Source organism: Rhizobium viscosum, assembly GCF_014873945.1.
GTDB lineage: Bacteria > Pseudomonadota > Alphaproteobacteria > Rhizobiales > Rhizobiaceae > Rhizobium > Rhizobium viscosum.
Genome location: NZ_JADBEC010000001.1, coordinates 2,362,261 through 2,388,626 on the forward strand (window position 1 = coordinate 2,362,261; position 26,366 = coordinate 2,388,626).

General features: G+C 60.0%; 23 protein-coding genes. 16 read left to right on the forward strand and 7 right to left on the reverse strand.

The genetic code is table 11. The features are described from left to right. The first annotated feature begins 6 nt into the window (after window positions 1–6). From nrdI to H4W29_RS11690, 4 genes are all read left to right on the forward strand, one after another. Window positions 7–408: a class Ib ribonucleoside-diphosphate reductase assembly flavoprotein NrdI gene (gene nrdI / locus H4W29_RS11675; RefSeq protein ID WP_192729051.1), complete on the forward strand. Its 402-nt coding sequence runs from the start codon at window positions 7–9 to the stop codon at window positions 406–408. Then, window positions 387–2,555, forward strand: coding sequence for a class 1b ribonucleoside-diphosphate reductase subunit alpha (nrdE, locus tag H4W29_RS11680; protein ID WP_192729052.1), 2,169 nt, complete (start codon window positions 387–389; stop codon window positions 2,553–2,555). The genes nrdI and nrdE overlap by 22 nt, the downstream gene beginning before the upstream one ends. A gap of 179 nt (window positions 2,556–2,734) precedes the next feature. Then, window positions 2,735–3,709, forward strand: coding sequence for a class 1b ribonucleoside-diphosphate reductase subunit beta (gene nrdF / locus H4W29_RS11685; RefSeq protein ID WP_192729053.1), 975 nt, complete (start codon window positions 2,735–2,737; stop codon window positions 3,707–3,709). A 93-nt stretch (window positions 3,710–3,802) separates the two neighbouring features. Next, window positions 3,803–5,050: an adenylate/guanylate cyclase domain-containing protein gene (locus tag H4W29_RS11690; protein ID WP_192729054.1), complete on the forward strand. Its 1,248-nt coding sequence runs from the start codon at window positions 3,803–3,805 to the stop codon at window positions 5,048–5,050. Here H4W29_RS11690 and H4W29_RS11695 read toward each other — a convergent pair. Then, the gene (locus H4W29_RS11695) at window positions 5,047–6,099 is read right to left on the reverse strand and encodes a LacI family transcriptional regulator (RefSeq protein WP_192729055.1); all 1,053 of its coding nucleotides are present in this window, start codon (window positions 6,097–6,099) and stop codon (window positions 5,047–5,049) included. The genes H4W29_RS11690 and H4W29_RS11695 overlap by 4 nt on opposite strands. A 313-nt stretch (window positions 6,100–6,412) precedes the next feature. On the opposite strand from H4W29_RS11695, the gene H4W29_RS11700 reads away from it, so the two are divergent. The 4 genes from H4W29_RS11700 to H4W29_RS11715 all read left to right on the forward strand — a co-directional run bounded on the left by H4W29_RS11700 (window position 6,413) and on the right by H4W29_RS11715 (window position 10,763). Further along, window positions 6,413–7,672 (forward strand): ABC transporter substrate-binding protein, encoded by a 1,260-nt coding sequence (locus tag H4W29_RS11700; protein WP_192729056.1) that lies wholly within the window; start codon window positions 6,413–6,415, stop codon window positions 7,670–7,672. A 74-nt stretch (window positions 7,673–7,746) separates the two neighbouring features. Continuing rightward, a complete protein-coding gene (locus H4W29_RS11705) occupies window positions 7,747–8,700 on the forward strand; it encodes a carbohydrate ABC transporter permease (protein ID WP_192729057.1) in 954 nt (317 codons plus the stop codon). Beyond that, a complete protein-coding gene (locus tag H4W29_RS11710) occupies window positions 8,697–9,644 on the forward strand; it encodes a carbohydrate ABC transporter permease (protein WP_192729058.1) in 948 nt (315 codons plus the stop codon). Before H4W29_RS11705 ends, H4W29_RS11710 begins: the two co-directional genes overlap by 4 nt. 3 nt (window positions 9,645–9,647) lie before the next feature. Further along, window positions 9,648–10,763, forward strand: a complete 1,116-nt coding sequence (locus tag H4W29_RS11715) for an ABC transporter ATP-binding protein (RefSeq protein WP_192729059.1) — start codon at window positions 9,648–9,650, stop codon at window positions 10,761–10,763. A 6-nt stretch (window positions 10,764–10,769) separates the two neighbouring features. On the opposite strand, the gene H4W29_RS11720 is transcribed toward H4W29_RS11715, so the two are convergent. From H4W29_RS11720 to H4W29_RS11730, 3 genes are all read right to left on the reverse strand, one after another. Then, window positions 10,770–13,013 (reverse strand): glycoside hydrolase family 2 protein, encoded by a 2,244-nt coding sequence (locus H4W29_RS11720; protein WP_192729060.1) that lies wholly within the window; start codon window positions 13,011–13,013, stop codon window positions 10,770–10,772. A gap of 103 nt (window positions 13,014–13,116) precedes the next feature. Beyond that, complete coding sequence (locus H4W29_RS11725) at window positions 13,117–14,115, reverse strand: LacI family DNA-binding transcriptional regulator (RefSeq protein ID WP_192729061.1); 999 nt, start codon at window positions 14,113–14,115, stop codon at window positions 13,117–13,119. Between the two features lie 10 nt (window positions 14,116–14,125). Further along, window positions 14,126–15,130, reverse strand: a complete 1,005-nt coding sequence (locus H4W29_RS11730; RefSeq protein WP_192729062.1) for a Gfo/Idh/MocA family protein — start codon at window positions 15,128–15,130, stop codon at window positions 14,126–14,128. A gap of 202 nt (window positions 15,131–15,332) precedes the next feature. On the opposite strand from H4W29_RS11730, the gene H4W29_RS11735 reads away from it, so the two are divergent. The 6 genes from H4W29_RS11735 to H4W29_RS11760 all read left to right on the forward strand — a co-directional run bounded on the left by H4W29_RS11735 (window position 15,333) and on the right by H4W29_RS11760 (window position 20,747). Next, the gene (locus H4W29_RS11735; RefSeq protein WP_192729063.1) at window positions 15,333–16,625 is read left to right on the forward strand and encodes an ABC transporter substrate-binding protein; all 1,293 of its coding nucleotides are present in this window, start codon (window positions 15,333–15,335) and stop codon (window positions 16,623–16,625) included. Between the two features lie 105 nt (window positions 16,626–16,730). Then, window positions 16,731–17,618 carry a carbohydrate ABC transporter permease gene (locus tag H4W29_RS11740; RefSeq protein ID WP_192729064.1) on the forward strand — a complete coding sequence of 296 codons (888 nt, stop codon included), beginning with the start codon at window positions 16,731–16,733 and terminating at the stop codon, window positions 17,616–17,618. A 1-nt stretch (window position 17,619) separates the two neighbouring features. Next, window positions 17,620–18,531 (forward strand): carbohydrate ABC transporter permease, encoded by a 912-nt coding sequence (locus H4W29_RS11745; RefSeq protein WP_192729065.1) that lies wholly within the window; start codon window positions 17,620–17,622, stop codon window positions 18,529–18,531. Between the two features lie 19 nt (window positions 18,532–18,550). Next, window positions 18,551–19,633, forward strand: coding sequence for an ABC transporter ATP-binding protein (locus H4W29_RS11750; protein WP_183735423.1), 1,083 nt, complete (start codon window positions 18,551–18,553; stop codon window positions 19,631–19,633). Window positions 19,634–19,649: 16 nt separating this feature from the next. Next, entirely contained in the window at window positions 19,650–20,399 is a 750-nt protein-coding gene (locus tag H4W29_RS11755) for a ThuA domain-containing protein (RefSeq protein WP_192729066.1), read from the forward strand. Window positions 20,400–20,468: 69 nt separating this feature from the next. Next, window positions 20,469–20,747 (forward strand): MurR/RpiR family transcriptional regulator, encoded by a 279-nt coding sequence (locus H4W29_RS11760; RefSeq protein WP_183735421.1) that lies wholly within the window; start codon window positions 20,469–20,471, stop codon window positions 20,745–20,747. A gap of 10 nt (window positions 20,748–20,757) precedes the next feature. Here H4W29_RS11760 and H4W29_RS11765 read toward each other — a convergent pair whose 3' ends face one another. From H4W29_RS11765 to H4W29_RS11775, 3 genes are all read right to left on the reverse strand, one after another. After that, a complete protein-coding gene (locus H4W29_RS11765) occupies window positions 20,758–21,669 on the reverse strand; it encodes an SMP-30/gluconolactonase/LRE family protein (protein ID WP_192729067.1) in 912 nt (303 codons plus the stop codon). A gap of 107 nt (window positions 21,670–21,776) precedes the next feature. Then, entirely contained in the window at window positions 21,777–22,598 is an 822-nt protein-coding gene (locus tag H4W29_RS11770; protein WP_192729068.1) for an SDR family oxidoreductase, read from the reverse strand. Between the two features lie 82 nt (window positions 22,599–22,680). After that, complete coding sequence (locus H4W29_RS11775) at window positions 22,681–23,868, reverse strand: phytanoyl-CoA dioxygenase family protein (protein ID WP_192729069.1); 1,188 nt, start codon at window positions 23,866–23,868, stop codon at window positions 22,681–22,683. Window positions 23,869–23,975: 107 nt separating this feature from the next. On the opposite strand from H4W29_RS11775, the gene H4W29_RS11780 reads away from it, so the two are divergent. Both H4W29_RS11780 and H4W29_RS11785 read left to right on the forward strand, forming a co-directional pair. After that, window positions 23,976–24,998 (forward strand): LacI family DNA-binding transcriptional regulator, encoded by a 1,023-nt coding sequence (locus H4W29_RS11780; RefSeq protein ID WP_183735417.1) that lies wholly within the window; start codon window positions 23,976–23,978, stop codon window positions 24,996–24,998. Between the two features lie 71 nt (window positions 24,999–25,069). Next, the gene (locus H4W29_RS11785; protein ID WP_183735416.1) at window positions 25,070–26,287 is read left to right on the forward strand and encodes an adenylate/guanylate cyclase domain-containing protein; all 1,218 of its coding nucleotides are present in this window, start codon (window positions 25,070–25,072) and stop codon (window positions 26,285–26,287) included. Window positions 26,288–26,366: the final 79 nt, after the last annotated feature.

A 26,366-nucleotide genomic window follows, 5' to 3' on the forward strand; every position in this document is an offset into this window, starting at 1 on the left:
AGAGCGATGGGCCTGATCGTCTACTATTCCAGCCGGTCCGAGAATACCCATCGTTTCGTCGAGAAGCTGGGACTGCGCGCGGCGCGCATTCCCCTCGGCGCTGAAGACATCGACATTCGCGAACCCTATGTGCTGATCTCGCCCACCTATTGCGGGGACGGGGGAAAAGGGGCCGTGCCCAAGCAGGTGATCCGTTTCCTCAACGATGCGGAAAACCGCTCCAACATCCGCGGCGTGATTGCTGCGGGCAACAGCAATTTCGGCGAGACCTACGGGCTTGCCGGCGACGTGATCTCGCAGAAGTGCCAGGTGCCGTACCTCTACCGGTTTGAGCTTCTGGGAACTGCCGAGGATGTCGCCAATGTCAAAGACGGGATGGGACGATTTTGGACACGGGAACAAATCTGACGCGGGATGCGGGCGCAAAACCGCTAAAGGCCGTGGAAGCGCTGGACTATCACGCGCTGAACGCGATGCTGAACCTCTATGACGATGAGGGCAAGATCCAGCTCGACAAGGACCGCATGGCGGCCAAGCAGTATTTCCTGCAGCATGTGAACCAGAACACGGTGTTCTTCCATAACCTTCGGGAGAAGCTCGATTATCTGGTGACCGAAGGTTATTACGAGCAGGAAGTTCTCGACCAATATTCCTTCAATTTCGTCCGCGACCTGTTCGACCAGGCCTATGCCAAGAAGTTCCGTTTTCCGACCTTTCTCGGCGCCTTCAAATATTACACCAGCTATACGCTGAAGACTTTCGACGGAAAGCGCTATCTCGAGCGCTACGAAGATCGCATCTGCATGGTGGCGCTGGCACTTGCCGAGGGCAATGAGCAGCTTGCCCGCGATCTGATGGAAGAGATCATCGCCGGCCGTTTCCAGCCGGCAACGCCGACCTTCCTCAATGCCGGCAAGAAGCAGCGCGGCGAGCTCGTCTCCTGCTTCCTGCTGCGCGTCGAAGACAATATGGAATCGATCGGCCGCTCCATCAATTCGGCGCTGCAGCTTTCCAAGCGCGGCGGCGGCGTGGCGCTCTCGTTGACCAATATTCGCGAGGCGGGTGCGCCGATCAAGCAGATCGAAAACCAGTCTTCGGGCATCATTCCCGTGATGAAGCTGCTGGAGGACTCATTCTCCTATGCCAACCAGCTTGGCGCGCGGCAGGGCGCGGGCGCCGTCTATCTCAACGCGCATCACCCCGACATCATGCGCTTCCTCGATACCAAGCGAGAAAATGCCGACGAGAAGATCCGCATCAAGACGCTGTCACTCGGCGTCGTTGTGCCCGACATCACTTTCGAGCTCGCCAAGAACAACGAGGATATGTACCTCTTCTCGCCCTATGACGTGGAGCGGGTCTACGGTGTGCCCTTCACCGAAATCTCGGTGACGGAGAAATATCGCGAGATGGTGGCGGATGCCCGTATCACCAAGAAGAAGATCAAGGCGCGCGAATTCTTCCAGGTGATTGCCGAAATCCAGTTCGAGAGTGGTTATCCCTACATCATGTTCGAAGACACGGTGAACCGGGCAAACCCGATCGCCGGGCGTATCAGCATGAGCAACCTCTGCTCGGAAATCCTGCAGGTCAGTGAAGCGAGCGAGTTCAACGACGACCTTTCCTACAAGACGATGGGCAAGGATATTTCCTGCAATCTCGGCTCGCTCAACATTGCGATGGCGATGGATTCATCCGATTTCGGCAAGACGATCGAAACTTCGATCCGTGCGCTGACGGCCGTGTCCGACATGAGCCATATCTCCTCGGTGCCGTCGATCGAAAAGGGCAATGACGACAGCCACGCGATCGGCTTGGGACAGATGAACCTGCACGGATACCTCGCCCGCGAGCGCATCCACTACGGTTCGGAAGAGGGCGTCGATTTCACCAATATCTATTTCTACACGGTGACCTATCATGCGCTGCGTGCTTCTAATCGTCTGGCAGTCGAGCGCGGCGCGAGCTTCAAGGGTTTCGAGAATTCGAAATATGCCTCGGGCGAATATTTCGACAAATATACCGGGCAGGAATGGAAGCCGGCGACCGCAAAGGTGCAGTCGCTGTTCGACGATGCCGGCATTCATATTCCGACGCAGGAAGACTGGCTCGAGCTGAAGAAGGCGGTCATGGCCTCCGGCCTCTATAACCAGAACCTGCAGGCTGTGCCGCCCACGGGCTCGATCTCCTATATCAACCACTCGACCTCCTCGATCCATCCGATCGTCTCGAAGATCGAGATCCGCAAGGAGGGCAAGATCGGCCGCGTCTATTATCCGGCGCCGTTCATGACCAACGACAATCTCGACTATTACGAGGACGCCTACGAGATCGGCGCTGAGAAGATCATCGACACCTATGCGGCAGCTACCCAGCATGTCGATCAAGGTCTGTCGCTGACGCTGTTCTTCCGCGATACGGCAACGACGCGCGATATCAACCGTGCCCAGATCTATGCCTGGAAGAAAGGCATCAAGACCATCTACTATATCCGGCTTCGCCAGATGGCGCTGTCCGGCACTGAGGTGCAGGGCTGCGTGTCTTGTACGCTTTGATTTTGGGCTGCTGGCCGAGAGTTTCGAGCTTGTAGCCCCCTCATCCGCCTGCCGGCACCTTCTCCCCCATGGGGAGAAGAGACAAGCCGATTGCACGGCGCTCACCTCTCCCCAGCGGGGAGAGGGCAGGGTGAGGGGGCTCCGCACTCCGTTAGAATTTGTGGAAGAAAGACCACCCAATGAACATATCCATCAAACCGGTCAGCCGCGTACGCGCCATCAACTGGAACCGTATCGAGGACGACAAGGATCTCGAGGTCTGGAACCGTCTGACCGGCAATTTCTGGCTGCCGGAAAAGGTGCCGCTGTCGAACGACATTCCTTCGTGGGGAACGCTGACGCCGGCCGAGCAGCAGCTGACGATCCGCGTCTTCACAGGGCTGACGCTGCTCGACACGATCCAGAACGGTGTGGGCTCCGTGAAGCTGATGGCGGATGCGGTCACCCCGCATGAGGAAGCAGTGCTTTCCAACATCTCCTTCATGGAAGCGGTGCATGCGCGCTCCTATTCCTCGATCTTCTCCACGCTTTGCCTGACGCCCGATGTCGACGATGCCTATCGCTGGTCGGAGGAGAACGAATTCCTGCAGAAGAAGTCGGCGCTGATCATGGAGCACTATGCTTCGGCCGATCCCCTGAAGAAGAAAGTCGCAAGCGTCTTCCTGGAGAGTTTCCTCTTCTATTCCGGCTTCTATCTGCCGATGTACTGGTCGAGCCGCGCCAAGCTTACCAACACAGCCGACATGATCCGCCTCATTATCAGAGACGAAGCCGTGCACGGCTATTATATCGGCTACAAGTTCCAGCGCGGACTTGAAAAGCTCTCTGAAGAGCGCCGCCAGGAGATCAAGGATTTCGCCTTCGACCTGCTGCTCGAACTCTATGACAACGAAGCGAAATATACCGAAGCGCTCTATGACGGCGTCGGGCTGACCGAGGACGTCAAGAAGTTCCTGCATTACAATGCCAACAAGGCGCTGATGAACCTCGGTTACGAGGCGCTGTTTCCGGCCGAAGCCTGCAAGGTCAATCCGGCGATCCTGTCTGCGCTTTCGCCGAATGCCGATGAAAACCACGACTTCTTCTCGGGCTCCGGCTCCTCCTATGTCATCGGCAAGGCGGTGGCGACCGAGGACGAAGACTGGGATTTCTGAGGTTTATCTTTGCGAAGCCTCTTATCATTTGGCCCGCTATCGCCCACATTCAGCCCGATGTATTCCTTGAATGTGGCGTAGCGGGAGTTTTTTATGAGGCCCTCTTTCGAAGCGACTGATCCGGCAAGCGAAGCTGCCGAAGGCGTCTGGCCAATCCGCAGGCGCCGAATTCTCGATTGGCTGATCAACGAGACCCGCAACGAGCGTTTCATCGACAATATCCTGGTGGAGATGTGCAAGCGGCTGCTGGCAGCCGGCGTGCCGGTGAACCGGTCGAGCTTGCATTTCCGCACCAACCATCCGCAGTGGATCGGCGCTCGCATCCTGTGGGTGGAAGGCATGGAAGAGGCAAAGATCGACACCTTTGCCTACGGGGTGGAAACCACGCCGCAATTCCTTAACAGCCCGGTCAACGAGATCCACAAAGGCGCCAACGAGGTGCGGAAGAACCTGGAGGATTTATGGGAGGGCGACGATTATCCCTTCTACCAGGAACTGCGCGACGACGGCTATTCCGAATATATTGCCTGGCCGATCGATCATACGTTCGACAAGCGCCACGTCGTTACGTTCTCCACCAATAGGCCAGGCGGTTTTACCGGCGAACACGTGGATTTCCTGCGCGATCTTTTGCCCGCCCTGACGCTGGTCAGTGAAATCCGGCTGAAGAACATCATGGCGCGTACGCTGTTGCAGACCTATGTCGGGCCGCATGCAAGCGAACAAATTCTCTCCGGCGTCATCACTCGCGGCAGCGGCACGACCGTCGGCGCGGCGATCATGATCTGCGACCTTCGCGATTTCACGGCGATCTCCGATCTCTGGCCGCGTGATGACGTCATTCATCTGCTCAACGACTATTTCGATGCCATGTCCGATCCGATCGAGCGGCACGGCGGCGAAATCCTGAAATTCATGGGCGATGGACTGCTTGCCATTTTCCCACTGTCGAAGCCTTCGGCCTGCGAGGATCTGCTGACGGCGATCCGTGAAGGGCAAGAGGCGATGGCGAAACTGAATGAGCAGCATCAGCGTTTGGGGCGTAATCCCCTGCGCTATGGTGTCGGCGTCCACGTCGGCGATGTCATGTATGGCAATATCGGTTCGCGTCGGCGGCTGGATTTCACGGTCATCGGCCCGGCAGTCAACGTCGCCTCGAGGCTTGAAACCTTGACCAAGGAGGTCAGGCGACCGGTGCTTTTGTCGCGCGCTTTCGTCGAGATGGCCACTTGCACGGAAGAGATGGACAATCTCGGCACTTTTCCTCTGCGCGGGCTTGGCGAGCCGGTCGAAGTCTTCGCTTTCCGCGAAAAGCCGACAGCCGGTCGTGACGCAGCTTAGGCTACCGGAAAATTGATCTGCGGCGGCAGGAGCAGGCTCTGGCTCTCCGCTGCCGGATTGCTGATGCGCTGAAGAAGCATCTGACCGAGATGTTCGCCAGCTTCCACAAGATCTTCATAGATGGTTTCGATCTTCGGCTGAAGATGGGTGAGGAGATGCGACGTCTCCTTGGCGACGATATCATAGTCTTCAGCGAGAACGCGGCCGGCATCGCTCATGGCCGTAACAAGAGCCAGCGCCGAAACCTCGCCCGGACAGACGAAGCCATCGGGAACATCGGGTGCTGCGGCGCGGGCGCGGAAGAAATCCCTGATCTCGTTGGCCGGTGAATCGAGGGTGACCGCTTCCGATATCTCATAGGCGACGCCGGCCTCGCGCACGGCGGTCATGAAACCATGCAGAATATGCTGGCTGAAGGTCAGCCGCTTCGGCGGCATGACGACCGTGACCCGCTTCCTGCCCTTGGCGATCAGGCGCCGGGTGGCTTCGTAGGCGAAGGCGTAATTGTCGTAATCGACATAAGCATGCGGTGTCGAAAACTCCGTGCGCCCGTGAGACACGAAGGGGAAGCCGACTTCCTGCAGCATCCGCACCCTCGCATCGAAGGGTTCCGTCCGCGTGAAGATCAGGCCGTCGGCGAAATTGTTGCGGACGATATATTCCGCCGCTTCGAGATCCGTCGTCGACAGGAAGTTCGGGGCGACGACGAGGTGATAGGATGTCTCTTTCAACGCCTTGGCGATGCCGTACATGATCGCGGTGCCGAAGCCGACCACTTCCTGATGCGGATCGAGAAGGATGCTGATGACGTTGGTGCGGCCCGTCTTGAGGCGCTGGGCAGCCCGGTCCGGCAAGTAGCCGATCTCGCGGGCAATGCGATGGACGCGCTCGCGCGTTTCAACCGATATTTGCGGCGCGTCGCTGAGTGCGCGCGAAACCGTCGTCACCGCAAGACCGGTCAATGTCGCGATGGTACGCAAGGTCGGCTTGCCGCGCTTTTGCGCACCATCCGGATTTTCACCGCGTTGCAGTTGGGACGATTCGGTCACTGGAGACATTCCATGCTGGATCGCGGCTACAATAACACGATGAAACCGGCACGCAATCAATCAATGCAAACGATTTAAATTTTTACGGTTTCTTAAGCGTTCAGAAAAAATCAAATAAAATCAATATTTATCGAACTAATCATATTTTTCTCGGGAGTCGAGGAAGGACTTGACGTAACAGCGTTTATAACGTTTTAAATTGTTAACCGCGCTGGGAGGTGCGGTGTAGCGTGATGTTTGGCCGCCCTCACGGCGGAAGACATCGGGGCGGGCGAGGTGGGTCTCGCCGCCACTTACGAACGGGAGGATATTCATGCGCAAGTTTTTGAGCTCGGCAGCTCTTGCTGTCGTGATGATGGCTGGTTTCGGCAGCGCTCACGCGGCTGACGTCAAGGAAGTCCAGATGCTGCACTGGTGGACGTCGGGCGGTGAAGCCGCGGCGCTCAACGTGCTGAAGCAGGACCTCGCTAAGGAAGGCTTTGCTTGGAAGGACGTGCCGGTGGCCGGCGGTGGCGGCGACGCAGCCATGACCGCGCTGAAGGCGATGGTTGCCGCGGGCACCTATCCGACCGCTTCTCAGATGCTCGGCTATACCGTTCTCGACTATGCCCAGGCTGGCGTCATGGGTGACCTGACCGAGACGGCAAAGAAGGAGGGCTGGGACAAGTCCGTTCCGGCAGCGCTGCAGAAGTTCTCCGTCTATGACGGCAAGTGGGTCGCAGCCCCTGTGAACGTTCACTCCGTCAACTGGCTGTGGATCAACAAGTCGGTCATGGACAAGATCGGCGGCACGCAGCCGAAGACCTTCGACGACCTGATCGCCCTGCTCGACAAGGCAAAGGCAGCCGGCGTCATCCCGCTCGCGCTTGGCGGTCAGAACTGGCAGGAAGCCACGATGTTCGACTCCATCGTGCTGTCGACCGGCGGTCCGGAATTCTACAAGAAGGCTTTCAACGACCTCGACGAGGAATCGCTGAAGTCCGACACGATGAAGAAGTCCTTCGATAACCTCGCCAAGATCATCAAGTATGTCGATCCGAACTTCTCGGGCCGCGACTGGAACCTGGCGACCGCCATGGTCATCAAGGGCGATGCTCTGGTGCAGGTCATGGGCGACTGGGCGAAGGGCGAATTCGTTGCCGCCAAGAAGACCCCCGATACCGACTTCCTGTGCTATCGTTTCCCGGGCACCGAGGGCAGCGTGGTCTACAACTCCGACATGTTCGGCATGTTCAACGTGCCTGACGACCGCAAGGCCGCTCAGGTGGCGCTCGCCACAGCAACGCTGTCGAAGAGCTTCCAGTCCGCCTTCAACGTCGTCAAGGGTTCGGTTCCGGCCCGCACCGACGTTCCGGATACGGATTTCGACGCTTGCGGCAAGAAGGGCATTGCCGACCTGAAGGCTGCCAACGAAGGCGGCACGCTGTTCGGCTCGCTCGCTCAGGGCTATGGTGCTCCTCCGGCGATCGCCAACGCCTATAAGGACGTTGTCTCGAAGTTCGTCCATGGTCAGATCAAGACCTCCGATGAAGCTGTTACCCAGCTCGTTCAGGCCATCGACGACGCTCGCTAATTCTAACGACAAAGGCTTTCCCGCACCCTTGCGGGGAAGCCCACGGCCCTGCTGCGCGGGGAGGAGATGATCACATGAGTACAGTTGCGACCACGGATCCGGCGCTGACGTCGAAGCCCTCAACTCGCATGTCCATTCGCGGCCGACTGCAGGATGCATTGCCGAAAATCGTATTGGCGCCGAGTTTCCTCATCACGGTGATCTTCGTCTACGGTTTCATCGTCTGGACGGCCTATCTCTCCTTCACCAATTCCAAGACTTTTCCGTCCTATGCGCTGACCGGCTCGCGCGCCTATCAGCGGCTCTGGCGCTGGACCTTCGAAAGCGATCCGCCGTCCTCCTGGTACACATCGATCACCAATATGGGGATCTTCGGCTTCCTCTATATCTTCATCTGCCTTGGACTCGGCCTGCTGCTGGCAATCCTTCTCGACCAGAAGATCCGTGGCGAAGGCATCTTGCGGCCGATCTTCCTCTACCCGATGGCGCTGTCCTTCATCGTGACGGGCGTTGCCTGGAAATGGTTTCTCGATCCGGGCCTCGGGCTCGAGCAGACGCTGCATCATTTCGGCTGGACGAGCTTTCACTTCGACTGGATCAAGAACAAGGATTTCGTCATCTACACCGTCGTCATCGCCGGTGTCTGGCAGGCCTCGGGCTTCGTCATGGCGATGTTTCTTGCGGGGCTTCGCGGTATCGACGGCGAGATCATGAAGGCGGCGCAGATCGACGGCGCATCGCCCTTCCAGATGTACCGGCGGATCGTCATCCCGATGCTGCGGCCGATCTTCCTGTCGGCCTTCATCGTGCTCGCTCATATGGCGATCAAGTCCTACGACCTCGTGGTGGCGTTGACCTCAGGCGGCCCCGGCGGCTCTGCCTGGCTGCCGTCCAACTTCATGTACGAATACACATTCAAGCGGAATGAAATGGCCGTCGGCTCTGCAAGCGCCATCATCATGCTGATGACCATCTCGGCGATCATCGTTCCCTATCTCTATTCCGAACTCAGGGAGAAGGGGCGATGAGCAGCATTACATCCTCCGAGATCGCGAGCTCGCAGGGCGGCAATAGTGGCCGCTGGATCGGCCGCGTCATCATATACGGCCTGCTGGCGATATTCGCCGTTCTCTATCTGATGCCGCTCTTCGTCATGCTGACGACGTCGTTCAAGACGATGGACGAGATCCAGAACGGCAACATGCTGGCTCTGCCGCAGGCGCCCACGCTCGATCCCTGGTTCAAGGCCTGGGGCGAGACCTGCGTCGGTCTCACCTGTGCAGGCATCAAGGGCTACTTCTGGAATTCCATCAAGATGGTCGTGCCGGCAGTTGCCATTTCGACCGTTCTCGGTGCGCTCAACGGCTATGTGCTGACGAAGTGGCGGTTTCCCGGTCATACACTGGTCTTCGGGCTGATGCTCTTTGCGTGCTTCATCCCGTTTCAGTCGGTGCTCCTGCCGATGGCAACCATTCTCGGCTCGCTGGGTCGCTTCGGCGTCATGCTGCAGAACGCCACGGGTTTCAACTTCGGCTTCGGCAATCCGACGGTCAATCTGGTCTTCGTCCACGTCGTCTACGGTCTGGGCTTCACGACACTGTTCTTCCGCAATTTCTATGAGGCCTTTCCGACGGAGTTGGTAAAGGCAGCGCAGGTCGATGGGGCGAGCTTCTTCCAGATCTTCCGCCGCATCATGCTGCCGAATTCGCTGCCGATCATCGTGGTGACGGTCATCTACCAGTTCACCAATATCTGGAACGACTTCCTGTTTGCCTCGGCCTATGCGGGCACGGGCGATTCCATGCCGATGACGGTGGCGCTGAACAACGTCGTCAATACCTCGACCGGCGTGGTCGAATACAATGTCAACATGGCTGCGGCGATGATCGCGGCCGTTCCTACGCTCATCGTCTATATCCTCGCCGGCCGCTACTTCGTGCGCGGTCTGATGGCGGGCGCCGTCAAAGGGTGATCCATGGCTTTCCTTGAAATTTCCGGTCTCAAGAAGCGCTTCGGCGCCGTCGACATCCTCAAGGGAATCGATCTGGAACTCGAAAAGGGCGGCTTCCTGGTGCTGGTCGGCCCGTCCGGTTGCGGCAAGTCCACGCTGCTCAACACGATTGCCGGGCTTGAGGCAATCACCTCAGGCGAAATTCGCATCGACGGCCGCGCCATCAACGACCTGCATCCGTCCAAGCGCGATATCGCCATGGTGTTCCAGAGCTATGCGCTCTATCCGAACATGACGGTTGCCGGCAACATTGCCTTCGGCATGGAAATCCGCGGCGTGCCGAAGGACGAGCGGGAGAAGGCGATCAAGCAGGTCTCCGACATGCTGCAGATCGGCCATCTGCTTGATCGCAAGCCATCGCAGCTCTCGGGCGGTCAGCGGCAGCGCGTGGCGATGGGCCGCGCGCTTGTGCGCAATCCGCAGGTCTTCCTCTTCGACGAGCCGCTCTCCAATCTCGATGCGAAGCTGCGCGTCGACATGCGCACGGAGATCAAGCGCCTGCACCAGCGCATGGGAACGACGATCGTCTATGTCACGCACGACCAGATCGAGGCCATGACGCTGGCGACGAAGATTGCGGTGCTGAAGGATGGCGTGCTGCAGCAGTTCGGCACGCCGGCCGAAATCTACAACAGCCCGGCCAATGTCTTCGTGGCTGATTTCATGGGATCGCCGGCGATGAACCTGCTCAACGCCACCGTCGAAAACGGCGACGGCGGGCTGCAGGTCTCGCTGGAGCGGCCCAATGCCGAGCCGCTGAAGCTGCCGGTCAATGCAGGCAACAACAGCCTTACCGGCTACGCGGGCAAGCAGGTGATCTTCGGCATCCGTCCCGAAGCACTGACCGACCCCGATGGTGCCGACCGCAAGGCGAAGTCGGTCATTCACGGCGACTGTGCCATCGAAGTCGTGGAACCGGCCGGTTCGGATACGTTTGCTGTCACCAAGCTTGGCGGCAAGTCGGTGGTGGCGCGTCTCGGCGCCGATACCGGCATTCTGCCTGGTCAGAACACTCGCCTTGCCTTCAATCTCGACAAGGCGGTGTTCTTCGATCCTGCCAGCCAACTCAGGATCGCGTAAAGGCCGTCAGACGGCAGCCACGGAAATGCTAACAGTTGCGAAGTGGCTGGATGCCGCTTCGATGGTGATTTCGCCCGTCAGGCCCGTTGCCTCCAGCCAGAAGCCAGCCGTGCCGCCTTGCAGCGGGACACTCGTCGGACCGACAATCTTGGCAGGGCCTTTGACCGTCAGCGTTACAGCATCGTTCAGGAAGGGCAGGCGCTGGCCGCGCTGGTCGAGCGCGCGGATGATGACGCGGGTCGTGTCGCGTTCGCGAGCCTTCAGCGTGGTGCTGTCGGGCGCGACTTCCAGTCTGGTCGGCAGTGGATCGGCTGCGAGCGTCAGCCTTGCCACGGGCTCGCCATTGATGAACCCGGTGAATTCGCCATCGATCCATTCCAGACCCCAGCGGCCGAGTTCGTCCTGGGTGAAATGGCGGTGGTCCAGCACGACCGGCGGATGCGGCAAGTGCGGATAGTTTTCGCGGTCCGGACCGATGCGCTTCGTCAGCGAGCCGTATGTCAGCTCCACCTCGTCGCAATTGGTCAGGATGATCAGCGGCAGCACGCCGCCGATGCTGCGTTCGCCGCGCGCCCAGAAGGTGACCGGCTTCATGATCACTTCATCTGAGGGATCGCACTGGCTGGCGTAGACGTAGGCCGCGAATTTCGGTTCGCGGAACATATCCATGACGCCGTGATAGCAGATGCGGTCGCCGGAGCCGAAATCCTTGTGCGTGTTATAGTCGAACATGCACCAGCCGATCGCGCCAGAAATATCCGGATCGCCATAGGCCGCGTTCAGCACTTCGAGATGGCGGCGTACATGCTCGGCCTGGCGCTGCTCGGCATCATACATCTTGGTCGGATGCATGTGGCCGTTGAACTCGGTGATGATGTAGGGGACCTTGTAGGACAGGCCGGTATTTTCCTGCTGGCTGCGAAGTGCCGTGCGCGGGCGGTTGGCGCCCGGCAATTCCTCGTTGCCGAGGATGAAGTCGTTCATCGTGTAGACGTCTTCCAGCAACTCGCTTTCGGTCAGATAGCGCACGCCGCCGGTCTGGCGGGTGGAATCCAGTTCGTGGGCCAGCCGATTGGTCGCGGTATAGAAATCGTGGCTGTCGAGCGATTCATTGATGCGCACGCCCCAGATGACGATCGAGGGGTGATTCCAGTCGCGCTCGATCATGCGGCGCACGTTCTCGATGGATTCCTGCTGCCAGTCGAGATCGCCGATATGCTGCCAGCCGGGGATTTCCTCGAAAACCAGCAGGCCGATGCGGTCACACTGGTCCAGGAACCATTTCGACTGCGGATAATGCGAGGTGCGCACGATATTGCACTTCAGCACCTTCTTCATGATATCGGCATCGCGCTCCTGCGCGGAGCGGCCGGCAGCGTAGCCTACATAGGGATAGGCCTGATGGCGGTTGAGGCCCTGGAGCTTTACGGGACGGCCATTGAGCAGGAAGCCTTCCGGGGTGAATTTGGCAGTGCGGAAGCCGAAATGGCCGGTGGTCCGGTCGGCGCCATGTTCCGTCTTCAGTTCGACGGAGACTTCATAGAGCGCCGGGTTCGACAGATCCCAGAGTTCGATATCGCTCAGGCCGCCGAAGGAAAGCGTGGTGCTGGTACCGATCGTCTCGCCGGCAGCACTTGCCAGAATGTTGCCATGCGCGTCCCGCAGTGATCCGGTGACCGTTGCCGCATAGGTGAGGCCCTGCGGGTTGGCGATATCGACACGCACTGTCGCCGATTTTCTGTCGGAGAGGATGTCGTGCGTTTCGATCTTGATGTTGCGGATCGAAACCTTATCGGTGACCTTCAGCCAGACGTCGCGATAGATGCCGGCATAGGTCAGATAGTCGATACGGCCGCCGAAGGGCGGGATGGCGGGGTTCTCGCTGCCGTCGATCTTGACGGTGATCAGGTTCTCGCCCTTGATGAGTTTGCCGGTCAGCCGGGCTTCGAAGGGCGTATAGCCATCCTTATGGGCGATGATCTCCTCGCCGTTCAGATAGACGACGCTGTCGGCCATGGCGCCGTCGAAGAGGATGGAGACTTCGCGGCCTTCGAATTCCGGCAGCCAGCGCAGCACCTTTTGATAGGTAAAGGCGCGCTGGTAGCGCTTCTCGTCGAAATAGTTGAAGGGCAGTTCGACCGCCGTATGTGGCAGGCTGACCATGTGGGTGCCGTCGAAAGCCTCGGTCAGGCGATGACCAAAGCCTTCATGGAAGCTCCAGGATTCGTTGAGGGAAACGACAGAACGCATCTCAAGCTCCCCGGCAGGCGGCATGGGAGCGGCGGCGCCTGACAGCGGCGCGTGAACGGATAAACATCGGTATTCCTCCTCGATGCGAATGACGGACCGTCTCTCAGGCGGTCGAGCCCCAGCGGGGCGTGCAAGTGAGTGTGATGCTGTGGGGACCTTCATCGCCGGCTTCATGGCGTTCGATCACCTCAACGACCGCGTCCATGAAGGCCACGTGGTCGAGGCTCAGCGTCGTCAGGTCGTTGCAGTCCCAGGCGGCCATGGCGATACCGTCCTGGCCGACGATGGCGATATCCTCGGGCGTATTCTTCCCGAGCACGCGGCGGGCGGCATCGCGCGCACCGATCGCCATCACGTCATTGCCGCAGATGACGGCGTCGACCTTGGAACGGTGCAGCAGGAGGACGGCTTCCTTGAAACCGGAATCATAGGAATAATCGCCGAAGGCTTCCGCTTCGAAGGCGAGGCCGTGACGCGCGAGCGCATCGGCAAACCACTTGCGGCGCAGCTTGTCGATCCAGCTAGACTTGGTGCCGGAGAGATAGGCGAAGCGCTTTTTGCCGTCGCCGACGATCTTGTCGATGATTTCGCCGGCGCCGACAGCGCCGTCGATGCGGATGTTGGAAACATCCTCGTTTTCCAGCGGCTCGAAGGAAACGATGATCGGCTTGGTCGTATGGAAGATATCGACCGCATCCTGCATCGACACCATGTCGGAGAAGATGACGACGTGATCGACCTGATAGGTCGAGGCAAGCCGCATCAGCTGCAGCCGATCCGAATGATCGGCGCAGCAGAGAATGATGGGCAGGAGCTGGCGGGCCTGCAGGCGGTGGACGAGGAGCTGTTGTTCCTCCGCCTCGCAGGGATTGCCGATGGCGTTCACGACAAGGGCGACCAAACGCGAACGCTGGTTGTTCAGCGAGCGGGCGATCGCATTCGGCTGGTAACCGTATTCACGGGCGACGGCGAGGATGCGGTCGCGCGTGGCGCTGCCGATCCTCGAATCCGGCGAAAAGGCCCTCGATATCGTTGCCGAGGACACGCCGGCGAGTTTCGCCAGTTCCTTCGAGGTGATCCGCCGTCTGTTCGTTCCGCTCATCGTCTTGCGCCTATCCGGCAATCCTGACGGGGGTGCCGTCGGCCGCTGCCGATTCCTTGATTGCATCCCAGAGCCTAGCGAATCTGAGACCCATTTCAACGGAGCCGGAGTTTTCCATCGTTCCGGCGCGGATGGCGAGGAAATTCTTCATCGGATTGCCGAGAATTTCGGCCTCTTCGCGCGGCTCGCTGGTACGTCCGACGCTGATTTCACGCCAGCCGCCCCAGGCATCGATACGCACGATCGCCTTGGAATAGAAGAAGGTAATGTAGGAGGCGCAGCCGGGAGGGCCTTCGCCGGCGGCCGTCAGCGTCACGAGTGCGCCATTCTTCAGGCGTGCGGAGACGGCGGTCGCTATATCCACCTTTTTGCCATGGTTGTTCATATAGGCGGAAACGCTGTCGAAGTCGGAATTGGCGAGCAGGCAGACGGTGTTCATCATGTGTGCGCCGGTATCGAACATGAAACCGCCGCCGGAGATTTCAGGCCTCTGCTTCCAGTGGCCTTCATAATTCGAAGACCAGCTTTCCCAGATCATGCCTGAAATGGCGATCAGTTCGCCGAATTCGCCAGACAGCGCGCGCTTGCGGGTGTCGAGCACCAGTGGCGAAAGCCCGCCCTGGAAGGCGGTGACGATGGTGACGCCGCTCTTCTTCTGTGCCGCGATCAGCCTCTCGGCCTCGGCGACCGTGGTCACCATCGGCTTTTCAAGGAAGAGATCGAGGCCGGCTTCGGCAACGGCCGTTGCCTGCTCGGCATGGGACGCGTGTGGAGTCGAGACATAGATGATGTCGAGTTCGTCGCGGCATTTTGTGAGGAGATCCCGGTAATCGGCGAAGCCTTTCGGCTCCGGCGCACCGGCCGCGGTGCAGACGTCAATCAGGCGCTTGCGGGAGGTTTCGCTGGTGTCGGCAAGCGCCACGAATTCAATTTCCGGCATCCTTGCCCAGCTCTCTGCATATTCAGCCGCTTTCAAGCCGGCGCCGATGACGCCGAGGCGTAATTTCTGAGACATCGAAATCCTCCCTGATATCGTTGTGCAAACGATTACACAAACGACACGATCGGTGCAAGTTATAAATAACTATATAAAATCAATATGATAGTTTTAAGAAATTTGAGGTTTCAAAAATCATCTTGTCAGTATTCAGAATGCGTGTACATTTTCGTCACCGGTGCTGGAGGGCGCCGTGGCTCTAAAAAAGGGAGGACTTCCGTTGAAGAAGACGGTTATCGGTGGCCTGTGCGCCATCCTGCTCAGCGCGGTTTCGACGCTGGCGCATGCTGAAACAATTCGTATCGCCAATCACGGTCAGGCCGGCATCGACGCCATGAAGTCGACCGTCGAGCGGATCGAGAAAAAATATGGTGTCACGGTCGAGGTCGTCGAATATCCGGCGCCGGACAAGGACTATCTCACCAAGCTTCTGACCGAACTGGGTGCCGGCAACGCCCCTGATCTCTTCTCCATCCCGACAACGGCTGCCGTTGCCGATATGGTTGAGGCCGGTTACCTCGCGCCCGTTACCACCGAATTCAAGGCCTGGGATGGCTATGCCAACCTTTATGACGTAGCCAAGCAGCTTGCCGTCAGCCCTGACGGAGAAACCTATGTGATGCCGTTCATGCTCGGCATTCAGGAAATCTATTACCGCAAGGACGTTCTCGAAAAGGCCGGCATTTCCACGGAACAGCCGAAGACGTGGCAGGAGCTCCTCGACCGCGCAGCCGAGGTCAAGCAGAAGACCGGTTCCTACGGCCTGCTCTTTCCGGCCGGTGTATCCTGGGGCAGCGGCGCCTTCGACGAAGGTTTCCAGCATCTTATCGTCGGCTCCAAGACGCCGCAGCTCGTTGATGCCGACGGCAAGCTCGATCTGAACGGTGAGGGCGTGAAGGATGTCTTCAATGTCTACAAGACGCTGATCGACAAGGATCTGATGCCGGTGCAGCCGCTGCTCGGACCGGAGCCCTGGGTGGTGCCGAAGTATGAGATGTTCCCGGCCGGCAAGCTTGCCGCCACCACCTGCGGCTCCTGGTGCTACATCTTCGATTGGGGTCGTGAGAGCAAGAACCCCATCCCTGACGTGACCAAGATCGTCGGCACCTGGACCGTTCCGGGTCAGAGCGGCGGCCAGTATGTTCTTGCCAACCTCGCTGCTCCGTGGGCCGTCAACTCCAAGTCCGCCAATGTGGAACTTGCCAAGAAGGCGCTGATGGAAATCGGCTCGGTCGCAACGCAGGTCTCATACGCTGCCCGCATCGGCAACATTCCGGCCAGCAAGGATGCCGCCAAGGATCCGGAATTCCAGAAGCTGACGGAACTCGTTCCGATCCATGCAGCTGCCGGAAACGGCGTCTTCCTGAAGCAGGCTTCCGGCTTCGGCACGGTTGCCGAAGGTGTGGCGCGCGCCACTGAAGCCCTGCTGCGCAAGGAAACCGATGCTGCCGGCGCCCAGAAGATCCTTGTCGACTACGTCAAGGAAACGCTCGGCGATGACATGGTCAAGTAAGCCACTGATATCTTCCTCCCGCCAAGACGGGGACGCGGCACGATAGCCGCGTCTTCCCGCTTTCAATCGATAAGCCGCTTTCATTCGATAAGGTTGTGAGCTTCAATGGCCCGAAACTCTCATGAAAAGCGAACCGAGCGCCAACTCCTGCTGGTTCTGCTGCCGTCGCTGATCCTGCTTCTGGCCTTTGTGATCTATCCTGCCCTCTATTCCGTCTATCTGAGCTTCACCAATGAAGCGCTGACGGGGGCTGCGGCGCTGCGGCCGCGCTTTGTCGGCATTCGCAACTATGTGCGCCTGTTCAACGATGCGAAGTTCTGGAATTCGCTGTTCGTCACCTTCGTCTTCGTCATGGGGTCGGCCGTCATCGGGCAGTTCGTGCTCGGGCTGATTTCGGCGATGGCGCTGCGCCGGCCGATCCGTTTCCGGCAGTTCTTTTCCTCGATCATCCTTCTGCCGAATGCCGCCCCTGAGGTCGTTGCCGGCTTCATGTGGATCTCGATGCTGGCTGGCGGCGAACATGCGACGCTGTCGCGTATCGTCGCCTTCTTCGGCATCGATCCGGCCGACTGGCTGAACGCCTTTCCGCTGTCGATGATCATCATCGTCAATACCTGGCGCGGCATTGCTACCGCGATGATCCTGCTGACGGCTGGTCTGAGCACCATTCCCTCCGAGATCTACGAGGCGGCGCGCATGGATGGCGCGACACCTTCGCAGATGTTCCGCCGCATCACCCTGCCGCTGATGATGCCGACGATCCTGCTCTACATGCTGATCTCTGCCGTCTCCACCATCGCCGTTTTCGGCCTCGTCTATGCACTGACGCGCGGCGGGCCGGGCGGGGCGACGGAGGTCGTCAGCATCTACATCTACAACCAGTCATTCACGGCCTTCCAGCTCGGCTACGGCGCTGCGGTCGCGGTCGTCGCGCTCATCATCTCGCTGATCCTCGGCATCGGCTATGTGCGGGCCATGAAGGTGGAGGTCTGACATGGCCGTTATTTCTCCGAGCGAAGGTGCCAACAAGACCCGCTCCGACCTCATCGCCTATGCAACGCTGTCGATCATCTCGATCTTCTGTGCCGTGCCCTTCTTCTGGGTGCTGCTTGCCTCCTTCGACGGCAATGCGCAGCTCTTCCTACGCTGGCCGGAGCAGTGGACGCTTGCAAACTATGCGCGCGTCTTCACCAAGGAGGATGGGGCGAAGTGGCTGTTCAACTCGCTCTTCGTGGTTGGCGGCGCGACGCTTATCGTCATGGTGCTGGCGGGGCTTGGCGGCTATGCGCTGTCTCGCACACGCGCCTGGTGGAAGCTGCCCTTCCTCTACGCGATCCTGCTGATCCGCGTGCTGCCGCCGACGGCGCTCGTCGTGCCGCTCTACAAGTTCCTGCTGACGCTTAACAATGCTGAAGGCGCGCTTCTCAGGCCGATCTTCGGCAGCTATGCCCGCGATATCATGCGCTGGACAGGTTTCATCGATGGCTATCTCGGCATCATGCTGGTGCTCGCCACCATGCAGCTGCCGCTCGGGCTCTGGATCATGAAGACCTTCTTCGACGGGTTGCCGCGCGACTATGAGGAAGCGGCCGTCATGGATGGGGCGACGATGATGCAGCGCATTCGCCGCGTGCTGATCCCGCTTGCCATGCCGGGGCTGGCGGCCGCCGGTCTCTTCGCCTTCATGTCGGCCTGGGGCGATTTCCTGCTGCCGCTGATCTTCCTATCGTCGCCGGAGCTGCAGACGCTGCCGCTCGGTCTCTTCCGCGCTTTCCTGCGCATCAACGAGATCGACTACGGCCTGCTGACGGCGCTCGCCTTCATTTACCTGCTGCCTGCCGTCGTCGCCTTCGGCTTTGCGCGGCGCTTCCTCGTCCAGACTTTTTCGGGCGGTGTGAAGGGCTGAGATCAAGAAAGAGAAACGAATGATCAATCTCAGAAACGTTCGCAAATTCTATGGCGCGCTCGAAGTCATCAAGGGCGTCGACATCACGGTGGAAGACGGCGAATTTGCCGTCTTCGTCGGCCCGTCCGGCTGCGGCAAGTCCACGCTCTTGCGCATGATTGCCGGCCTTGAAGGCATCGACGAGGGCGATCTGGTGCTGAACGGCCAGCGCATCAACGACGTGCCGCCGGACAAGCGCGGCATCGCCATGGTGTTCCAGTCCTATGCGCTTTATCCGCATATGACGGTCGCGGAGAATATCGGCTTTTCGCTGAGCCTCAAGAAGGTGCCGGAAGCCGAAATCAAAAAGCAGGTGGAAGGCGTCGCCGAGATCCTGCAACTGACCGACTATCTCAGCCGCAAGCCGGGAGCACTATCCGGCGGCCAACGGCAGCGTGTGGCGATCGGCCGTGCGATCATCAAGAAGCCGTCGCTCATCCTGTTCGACGAGCCGCTGTCGAACCTCGATTCGGCGCTGCGCGTGCAGATGCGCGCCGAGCTGCAGCGCCTGCATCGCGAACTGAAGGCGACCGTTGTCTATGTCACGCACGACCAGGTCGAGGCGATGACGATGGCCGACCGGATCGTCGTTCTCAACAAAGGTGTCGTCGCCCAGCAGGGTGCGCCGATGGAGCTCTACCATCAGCCGGAAAACGAGTTTGTCGCGACCTTCATCGGCTCGCCGAAAATGAACGTGCTGCCGATGACGGCAACGCGCCGGGATGCCGGCAAGGTGCATCTGGAAAGCCCGTTCGGCCTTGCGATCGATCTCTCGGATGACAATGGCACTGTCCCGCAGGGCGAGGCGAAGCTCGGCATCCGGCCGGAGCATCTGAAGCTCGCACAGCAAGGGCAGGGCGATTTTTCGGCCGAGGTCGTCATCGTCGAGCGGCTCGGCGTCGAGACCTATCTGACGGTCGGTTCTCAACAACAGCCGATCGTCGTGCGCGCCGAGGGCGACATGACCATCCGTCCTGGCGATCGCGTCTCGCTCACAGCCGAGCGCGCCGCCTGCCATCTGTTTGATTCCGCCGGCCGGGTCGTCCGTTCGGCCCAAGCTTGAAACATCGAGGAATGACATGACAATCAAGGTCACGATCTGGAACGAAGGACGCCACGAGCAGGTTCACAAGGAGGTCCAGGAGATCTATCCTGACCGTATCGATGGCGCGATTGCCGCCGGTATCGCCCATCCCGATTTCGAGATCCGCCGCGGCACGCTCGACGATCCGGATGAAGGCCTGCCGGATTCCGTGCTCAATGATACCGACGTGCTGCTCTGGTGGGGACATATGGCCCATGAAGAGGTCAGCGACGGGCTGATCGACCGCGTGCAGCAGCGGGTGCTGAAGGGCACGGGGCTCTTGGTCCTGCATTCCGGCCATCACTCCAAGCTTTTCCGCCGGCTGATGGGCACAAATGCCAATCTCTCCTGGCGTGAGACGCCCGAGGGCGATCTGGAGCGCGTCTGGGTGGTCAACCCCTCGCATCCGATCGCCGAGGGCTTGCCGCCCTATTTCGAGGTCAATGCCTCGGAAATGTATGGCGAGCCCTTCGACATTCCGCAGCCGGATGAGCTGGTCTTCATCTCCTGGTATTCCGGCGGCGAAGTGTTCCGCAGCGGCTGCACCTTCCAGCGCGGGCGCGGGCGCATCTTCTTCTTCAGCCCCGGCCATGAGACCTATCCGATCTATCACGACAAGACGGTGCACAAGGTCATCTCGAACGGCATCCGCTGGGCGCAACAGAAGCACACGGATGGGCGCATCCTCGAAAACTGGCACCGCAAGGAGCCGCTGCACGGCCGGCCCGATAAGGCAAAGGCTTAAACAGTTCCTTCCGTGGGGGCTGGGCCATGATGGCCCTGGCTTCCGCGGCGATATTTGATGGAGGAGGGAATGCAGACCGTTTCGATGAAGGCGGATGGAGATGCCTTTCTCAGCAAGGCATTCTGGGTTTCCATCCATCGCGATCTGCCGCAGCGGCTGGATGCACTGGCGAGGCTTGCCGCCGAGCGGCCTGATGTCTTCGCTTTCGAAAGCAGCCAGAAGATCGCCGAGCGCTGCAATGTTTCGCAGACCAGCGTCATCCGCTTCGCGCATCATCTCGGCTTTGATGGTTTTGCCGAAATGAAGCAGGTCTTCCAGCAGGGTCTGCGGGCAGCGGCGCAGAAATAATCGTCAGGCCTTACGGATACTGTGCGCCGTTGGTCGTCGTATAGATCGAGTAGAGCGATTGTGTCGCCGTGATGAAGAGGCGATTCTTCTTCGGGCCGCCGAAGGTGATGTTGGACACGGTCTGCGGTACCTTGATCTTGCCGAGCAGCGTCCCGTCGGACGCGAAGCAGTGCACGCCGTCAGCAGCGCTCGTCCATAGATTGCCGGAGACATCGAAACGGAAACCATCCGGTATGCCGCTGTCGATCGAGCAGAAGTAGCGGCTGTTTGTCAGCTTGCGGCCATCCACGACATCGAAGACGCGGATGTGGCGCGGGACGTCATGATTGGCGGAACCGGAATCGGCGATGAAGAGTTGCCGTTCATCAGGTGAGAAGGCCAGCCCATTCGGCTGGATGAAGTCGGTCACGACGGCTTCGATATCGCCGGTCGCGGCATCGATGCGATAGACGTTCCGGCTTTCCTGCTCTTCCGGCGACTTGTGGCCTTCGTAATCGGACATGATGCCGTAGCTCGGGTCGGTGAACCAGATCGAGCCGTCGGATTTCACAACGACGTCGTTCGGGGAGTTCAGGCGCTTGCCGTTATAGCTGTCGGCCAGCACGGTGATGCGTCCATCAGGCTCCGTGCGGGTCACGCGACGGCCGCCATGTTCACAAGAGACGAGGCGGCCCTGTCGGTCGCGGGTGTTGCCGTTGACGTAATTGGAAGGCGAGCGGAAGACGGAGACTGAGCCATCCGGCACCCAACGCATCATGCGTTCGTTTGGAATGTCGCTCCAGAGCAGGCAATTCAGATCCGAGAACCAGACAGGACCTTCGGCCCAACGGCAGCCCGTGTAAAGCTCTTCCAGTACGGCGCTGCCGGCGATTAGCGCGCGAAAACGCTCGTCTTTGATGTCATAAAGCTCGCTTCCAGCCATGCCCGATTCCTCCCAGATCGCTCTTGTTTCTTCGTAGCGGCAAACGGAGAAATCTGCCAGAGCCCGAAGACGGAAAGCGTCGGGCTCAGGAACCTCGAAATGGCACGTCAGAGCGCCGACATCGGATGCGGCGAGCCGTCGTAAGCGCCCCAGATCGACTGGTCGAAGCAGATGACGGAGCCGGTCATCAGGCCAGATTCTCCGGAGGAGAGATAGGCGCAGGCGCGCGCCACTTCCTCCGGATCGACCAGCCGGCCGAAGGGCTGGCTTGCGGCCGCCTTGGCGAGCCAGTCATCGTCGGCCCTGTGAAATTCCCTCTGGATGCGGTCTTCGCCCTCGGAGGCCATCCAGCCGATATTCAGGCCATTGACGCGGATGCGGTTGCGCAGGAGCGCGTAGGCGGTGTTCTTGGTCAGCGTTTCCAAGGCACCCTTGGAGGCGCAATAGGCTGATATGAAAGGCTGGCCGGCCTTGGCGGACATGGAGCCGATATTGACGATGGTGCCCTCGATCTTTTCGCGACGCATGACCTTCACCACCTCCTGCATGAGGAAGAAGGGGGCGCGGACGTTGATGGCGAACATGGCGTCGAAGAGTTCGGGGCTGGTGTCGAGGATCGTGCCCCGGTCTGTGATGGCGGCGGCATTGACCAGCGCATCGACGCGGCCGAAGGTCTGATCGCAGACATGGACGACCTTCTGCGCATCCTCGACCTTGGCGAGATCGGCCTTGACGTAGACCACCTTCGCGCTGGTCCTGGACGAAATCTCCTCGGCCTTGGCCTTGCCTTTGGCCTCGTTGCGGCCGCAGATGACGATGCCCTTGGCGCCGCGTTCGGCGAAGAGGCGGGCGATGGTGGCGCCGAGGCCCTGTGTGCCGCCAGTGACGATGGCAATCTTGCCGTCGAGGCGGGCGTAATCCGTGCTCATATGTCTTTTCCTCCTGATGACATGCGAATGGCCCCTTACCGGCGGTAAGGGGCTCTGGGATGATGGCGTGGTGATGGCGGCGTCAGCTCAGCTTCCTGGCTGCCTGTTCGGCCAGGGCTTTGGTGAACGCCTCGTCGCTCCAGTTTTCCGAAAGCGCTTCATGCATAAGCTGCGCCTGGGTCTTCGGCGCAAGGCCGCCGAGGGGCGGGTCGCGGTCGAGATTGGTCGGGAAGGAATAGCCTTCCGCGCAGGAGGCCACCGCATTGGCGATCTCGCCGGCCGAAAGCTTCGCTTTCAGGGCCTTGAGGGCGGGGAAGAGTTTTGCGCTCATGCGCTCGCGATCGACCGTTTCCATCGCCCGGCCGAAAGCCGAGGAGACCTGCAAGAGGTTCGCCACGCGCTTGATATCCTTCGAGCGGTTGGTGCCGGCGGCGTGGAAGAGAGCGGGATTGAAGAAGACGACATCACCCTTTTCCAGCGGCAGCTGGATATGGTTCTGCTCGAAATAATCCTTGAATTCCTGGCGCTTGAGGGCGAGGTAGCCCGGCTCGTAGGTCTGGCTGTGCGGCAGGAAAAGCGTCGGGCCGCTTTCAAGCGGCATGTTGCAATGGGCAACGGCGCCCTGCAGGGTCAGCACCGGCGAGAGGCGGTGCACATGGGCCGGGAATTGCTCAATCACCTTGGAGGACTGGAAGCCGAGGTGATAGTCGCGGTGAGCCGATTGCGCCGCACCGCCCGGGTTCACGCGGTTGACCTGCGCCGTCATCTGGTAGTGCGGGCCGAGCCATGCCTCGCTTGCCAGCGCCACGATGGCATTGCCGTAGTAGCGGGCGAAATTCTCGGGGTCGGCAAGGCAATGCTTTTCCAGCGAGTTCCAGATGCGGTCATTGGCGCCCGGCTTGGCGAAATGATCGCCGCCGCCGGTCGAGGTACGGTGCTGCTCCTCGATGATCTCGTCGAAGATCGCACTCGCCCGGTCGATGATGCCGGTATCCTCATAGGCGTGCTTGAAGACGACGACGCCGGGGCCGACGCCGAAGGCTTCGCAGATTTCGGCAAGAACGGCGCGACGGCCTTCCAGCGTCGAGGCCGCCTCGATCACTTTGCGGCTGTCATAGATCAGTACGTTCTTTTCGACGGCTGCGGCCGTCGGATAATCGGCCAGTACAGTGGTCTTTTCGGCAAGCGCGCGGAAATCGCTGAGGTCGCAGGCGTCTTCGGTCAGCCAGACACGGTCGGCGCGCAGTTTCTGCTGGTTGTCTGATTTCATCGGGTGCTCCTCCATGTCCGATGAAGAGACTATACGCCGACGGCGATCCTGATGTAGATCAGGAATCCATCAAAAATCCATCAGAACACCAAGATGTAACGACGGCCATGGCCCATCCCTTCCTCGTCAAGGATATCGCTTTCCAGGCCGGCCTCAGTACGGCGACCGTCGACCGGGTGCTGAATGGCCGGCCCGGCGTGCGGCGGCAGACGGAGATGCGGGTAAAGGCAGCTATTGCCGAGTTGGAAAAGCAGGCGGGCGCCGACGTAGCCGGCCGCAAGCTTACGATCGATATCGTCATGGAGACGCCTGACAGGTTCAGCACGGCGGTGCGGGCTGCCTTCGAAACGGAGGTTGCGACTTTCCTGCCGACGGTTTTCCGTTGCCGCTTCCATTTCGCGGAAGTGATGCGGGCGGCGGAACTGGTGCAGCTTCTCGACCGGATCCGGCTACGCGGCACGCATGGCATCGTGCTGAAGGCGCCTGATGTGCCTGAGATTGTCGCAGCCGTTGCAAGACTCGATGTTGCCGATATCCCTGTTGTCACCCTTGTCACCGACCTGCCGAATTCTGCGCGGTCAGCCTATGCCGGCGCTGACAACAGGGCGGCGGGGGAGACGGCGGCCTATCTCATCGGCCGGCTGCTCGGCGCTTCCGGCGGCAAGGCGCTGGTGACGCTCTCAAGCGGCCGGTTCAGGGGCGAGGAAGAGCGGGAGATCGGCTTTCGCCGGGTGATCCGCGCCCATTATCCCTTGATCGGCATCATCGAAGTCAGCGAGGGGCATGGCACCGATGCGGCGACGGGCACGCTCGTTGCCGCAGCCCTTGCCGATGATCCCTCGATCAACGCCGTCTATTCGGTCGGCGGCGGGAATCGCGCGGTGCTCGCCGCCTTCGAGGCTGCAGGCCGGCCTATCTCGGTCTTCGTGGCGCATGATCTCGATGCTGATAATCGCGTCTTGCTTGGGGAACGGCGGATCGATTTCGTGCTGCATCACGATCTCAGAACCGATGCGCGTTCGGCTTTCCGCGCGATCATGGCCCGCGTAACCCCTGTCATCCGGACGGCGCCGGCGTCATTTTCAGCCGTCGAAATCGTTACGCCCTATAATATGCCGACGAGCCAATAGTCTGTTCGGGTTGATTGTCTTTCCATCTGCGGCAGATTCACGCTACAGCTTGCGGACAGCGAGGAGAGCGCATGGATCACAGCGACGTCGGCACAATCGCAGCATGGGTGACGGAACAGGGGCTGAACGGTGCGACCGAAGCTGAGTTGCTTGCCGGCTTCTGCGAAGCCTGCCGCAATGCCGGCATGCGGCTCGATCGCGCCATGGCGCTGATGGACACGCTTCACCCCGTGCATGAAGGCCGCGCCTTTCGCTGGGATAGTGTCGAGGATTTCGAGGGCGAATTCGAATATGGCCCTTCGAGCGAGGGTCAGGGGCTGGATACCTGGCGTCGGTCGGCCTTCTACCATCTCTGGACCAGCGGAGATCGAGAGGTGCGGCGCAGGATCGGCTTCGGTGATCCGACCGATTTCATCATGCTGGATCAGATCTATAAGCTCGGTCATACCGATTACGTCGCCATGGCGCATCGCTTTGCCGAGGCCGGCACGATCGGCGAGATGGATTGCTTCTTCTCGCATTTCTCGACCAAACATCCGGAAGGCTTTTCCGATCAGGATCTTGCGATCCTGCGCAAACTGGTGCCGGTGCTGGGGCTGGCAATCAAATGCGTGGCGCTCGCCCGTATCGCCCGCACGATCGCCGAGGTCTATCTCGGCGAGGATGCGGCGCGCCAGGTGATGGACGGCAAGATCTCGCGCGGCAAGACCGAGCGCATTTCGGCAGCCCTCTGGTTCTCCGACCTTTTGAACTACACGAAGATCTCGGACAATTCTCCGCCGGAAGAGATCATTCCGCTGCTCAACGAATATAGCGAGGCCGTGATCACCGCGATCCATGAGGCCGGCGGCAACGTGCTGAAGCTGATCGGCGACGGGGTGCTTGCTATCTTCAAGGGCGAGGAGCCGGCAGAAAGCTGTTCTGCGGCACTGAAGGCAGAGCGCCTGCTTCGGCAGAAGCTTGCAGCACTCAACGCCGTACGCGAAGTGGACCGGCGGCCGACGACGGATGTCTATATCGGCCTGCATATCGGCGATGTCTTCTACGGCAATATCGGCAGCCAGGACCGCCTGGACTTCACGGTCATCGGCCCGGCCGTCAACGAGGTGAGCCGCATTGCCTCGATCTGCCGGTCGGTCGATCTCAACGTGCTGATGTCGTCGGATTTCGAGGCGGCGATCCCCGAGTCGGAGCGCAATCTTCTCGCCTGTATCGGCCGCTATGCACTGCGTGGGGTCAAGCGCCCGCAGCTGCTCTATACGCTGGAAAGCGCGCGGTTGAACGGCTGACCAGCAAGACCCATTCAGTTTCAGGGCCTGCATAGGGTGCAGGGGGTGCATAGGCAGTTTTCTACGCTTACTGGGAAAT

Bases quoted from the DNA above. Each gene is read 5' to 3' on its own strand.
- H4W29_RS11765 (WP_192729067.1), bottom strand. From the start codon at position 21,669: ATGGCTGGAAGCGAGCTTTATGACATCAAAGACGAGCGTTTTCGCGCG.
- H4W29_RS11725 (WP_192729061.1), bottom strand. From the start codon at position 14,115: ATGAGCGGAACGAACAGACGGCGGATCACCTCGAAGGAACTGGCGAAA.
- H4W29_RS11760 (WP_183735421.1), top strand. From the start codon at position 20,469: ATGCAGACCGTTTCGATGAAGGCGGATGGAGATGCCTTTCTCAGCAAG.
- nrdF (WP_192729053.1), top strand. From the start codon at position 2,735: ATGAACATATCCATCAAACCGGTCAGCCGCGTACGCGCCATCAACTGG.
- H4W29_RS11700 (WP_192729056.1), top strand. From the start codon at position 6,413: ATGCGCAAGTTTTTGAGCTCGGCAGCTCTTGCTGTCGTGATGATGGCT.
- H4W29_RS11780 (WP_183735417.1), top strand. From the start codon at position 23,976: ATGGCCCATCCCTTCCTCGTCAAGGATATCGCTTTCCAGGCCGGCCTC.
- H4W29_RS11785 (WP_183735416.1), top strand. From the start codon at position 25,070: ATGGATCACAGCGACGTCGGCACAATCGCAGCATGGGTGACGGAACAG.
- H4W29_RS11740 (WP_192729064.1), top strand. From the start codon at position 16,731: ATGGCCCGAAACTCTCATGAAAAGCGAACCGAGCGCCAACTCCTGCTG.
- H4W29_RS11770 (WP_192729068.1), bottom strand. From the start codon at position 22,598: ATGAGCACGGATTACGCCCGCCTCGACGGCAAGATTGCCATCGTCACT.
- H4W29_RS11775 (WP_192729069.1), bottom strand. From the start codon at position 23,868: ATGAAATCAGACAACCAGCAGAAACTGCGCGCCGACCGTGTCTGGCTG.
- H4W29_RS11710 (WP_192729058.1), top strand. From the start codon at position 8,697: ATGAGCAGCATTACATCCTCCGAGATCGCGAGCTCGCAGGGCGGCAAT.
- nrdI (WP_192729051.1), top strand. From the start codon at position 7: ATGGGCCTGATCGTCTACTATTCCAGCCGGTCCGAGAATACCCATCGT.
- H4W29_RS11720 (WP_192729060.1), bottom strand. From the start codon at position 13,013: ATGCGTTCTGTCGTTTCCCTCAACGAATCCTGGAGCTTCCATGAAGGC.
- H4W29_RS11750 (WP_183735423.1), top strand. From the start codon at position 18,551: ATGATCAATCTCAGAAACGTTCGCAAATTCTATGGCGCGCTCGAAGTC.
- H4W29_RS11745 (WP_192729065.1), top strand. From the start codon at position 17,620: ATGGCCGTTATTTCTCCGAGCGAAGGTGCCAACAAGACCCGCTCCGAC.
- H4W29_RS11715 (WP_192729059.1), top strand. From the start codon at position 9,648: ATGGCTTTCCTTGAAATTTCCGGTCTCAAGAAGCGCTTCGGCGCCGTC.
- H4W29_RS11690 (WP_192729054.1), top strand. From the start codon at position 3,803: ATGAGGCCCTCTTTCGAAGCGACTGATCCGGCAAGCGAAGCTGCCGAA.
- H4W29_RS11705 (WP_192729057.1), top strand. From the start codon at position 7,747: ATGAGTACAGTTGCGACCACGGATCCGGCGCTGACGTCGAAGCCCTCA.
- H4W29_RS11730 (WP_192729062.1), bottom strand. From the start codon at position 15,130: ATGTCTCAGAAATTACGCCTCGGCGTCATCGGCGCCGGCTTGAAAGCG.
- H4W29_RS11755 (WP_192729066.1), top strand. From the start codon at position 19,650: ATGACAATCAAGGTCACGATCTGGAACGAAGGACGCCACGAGCAGGTT.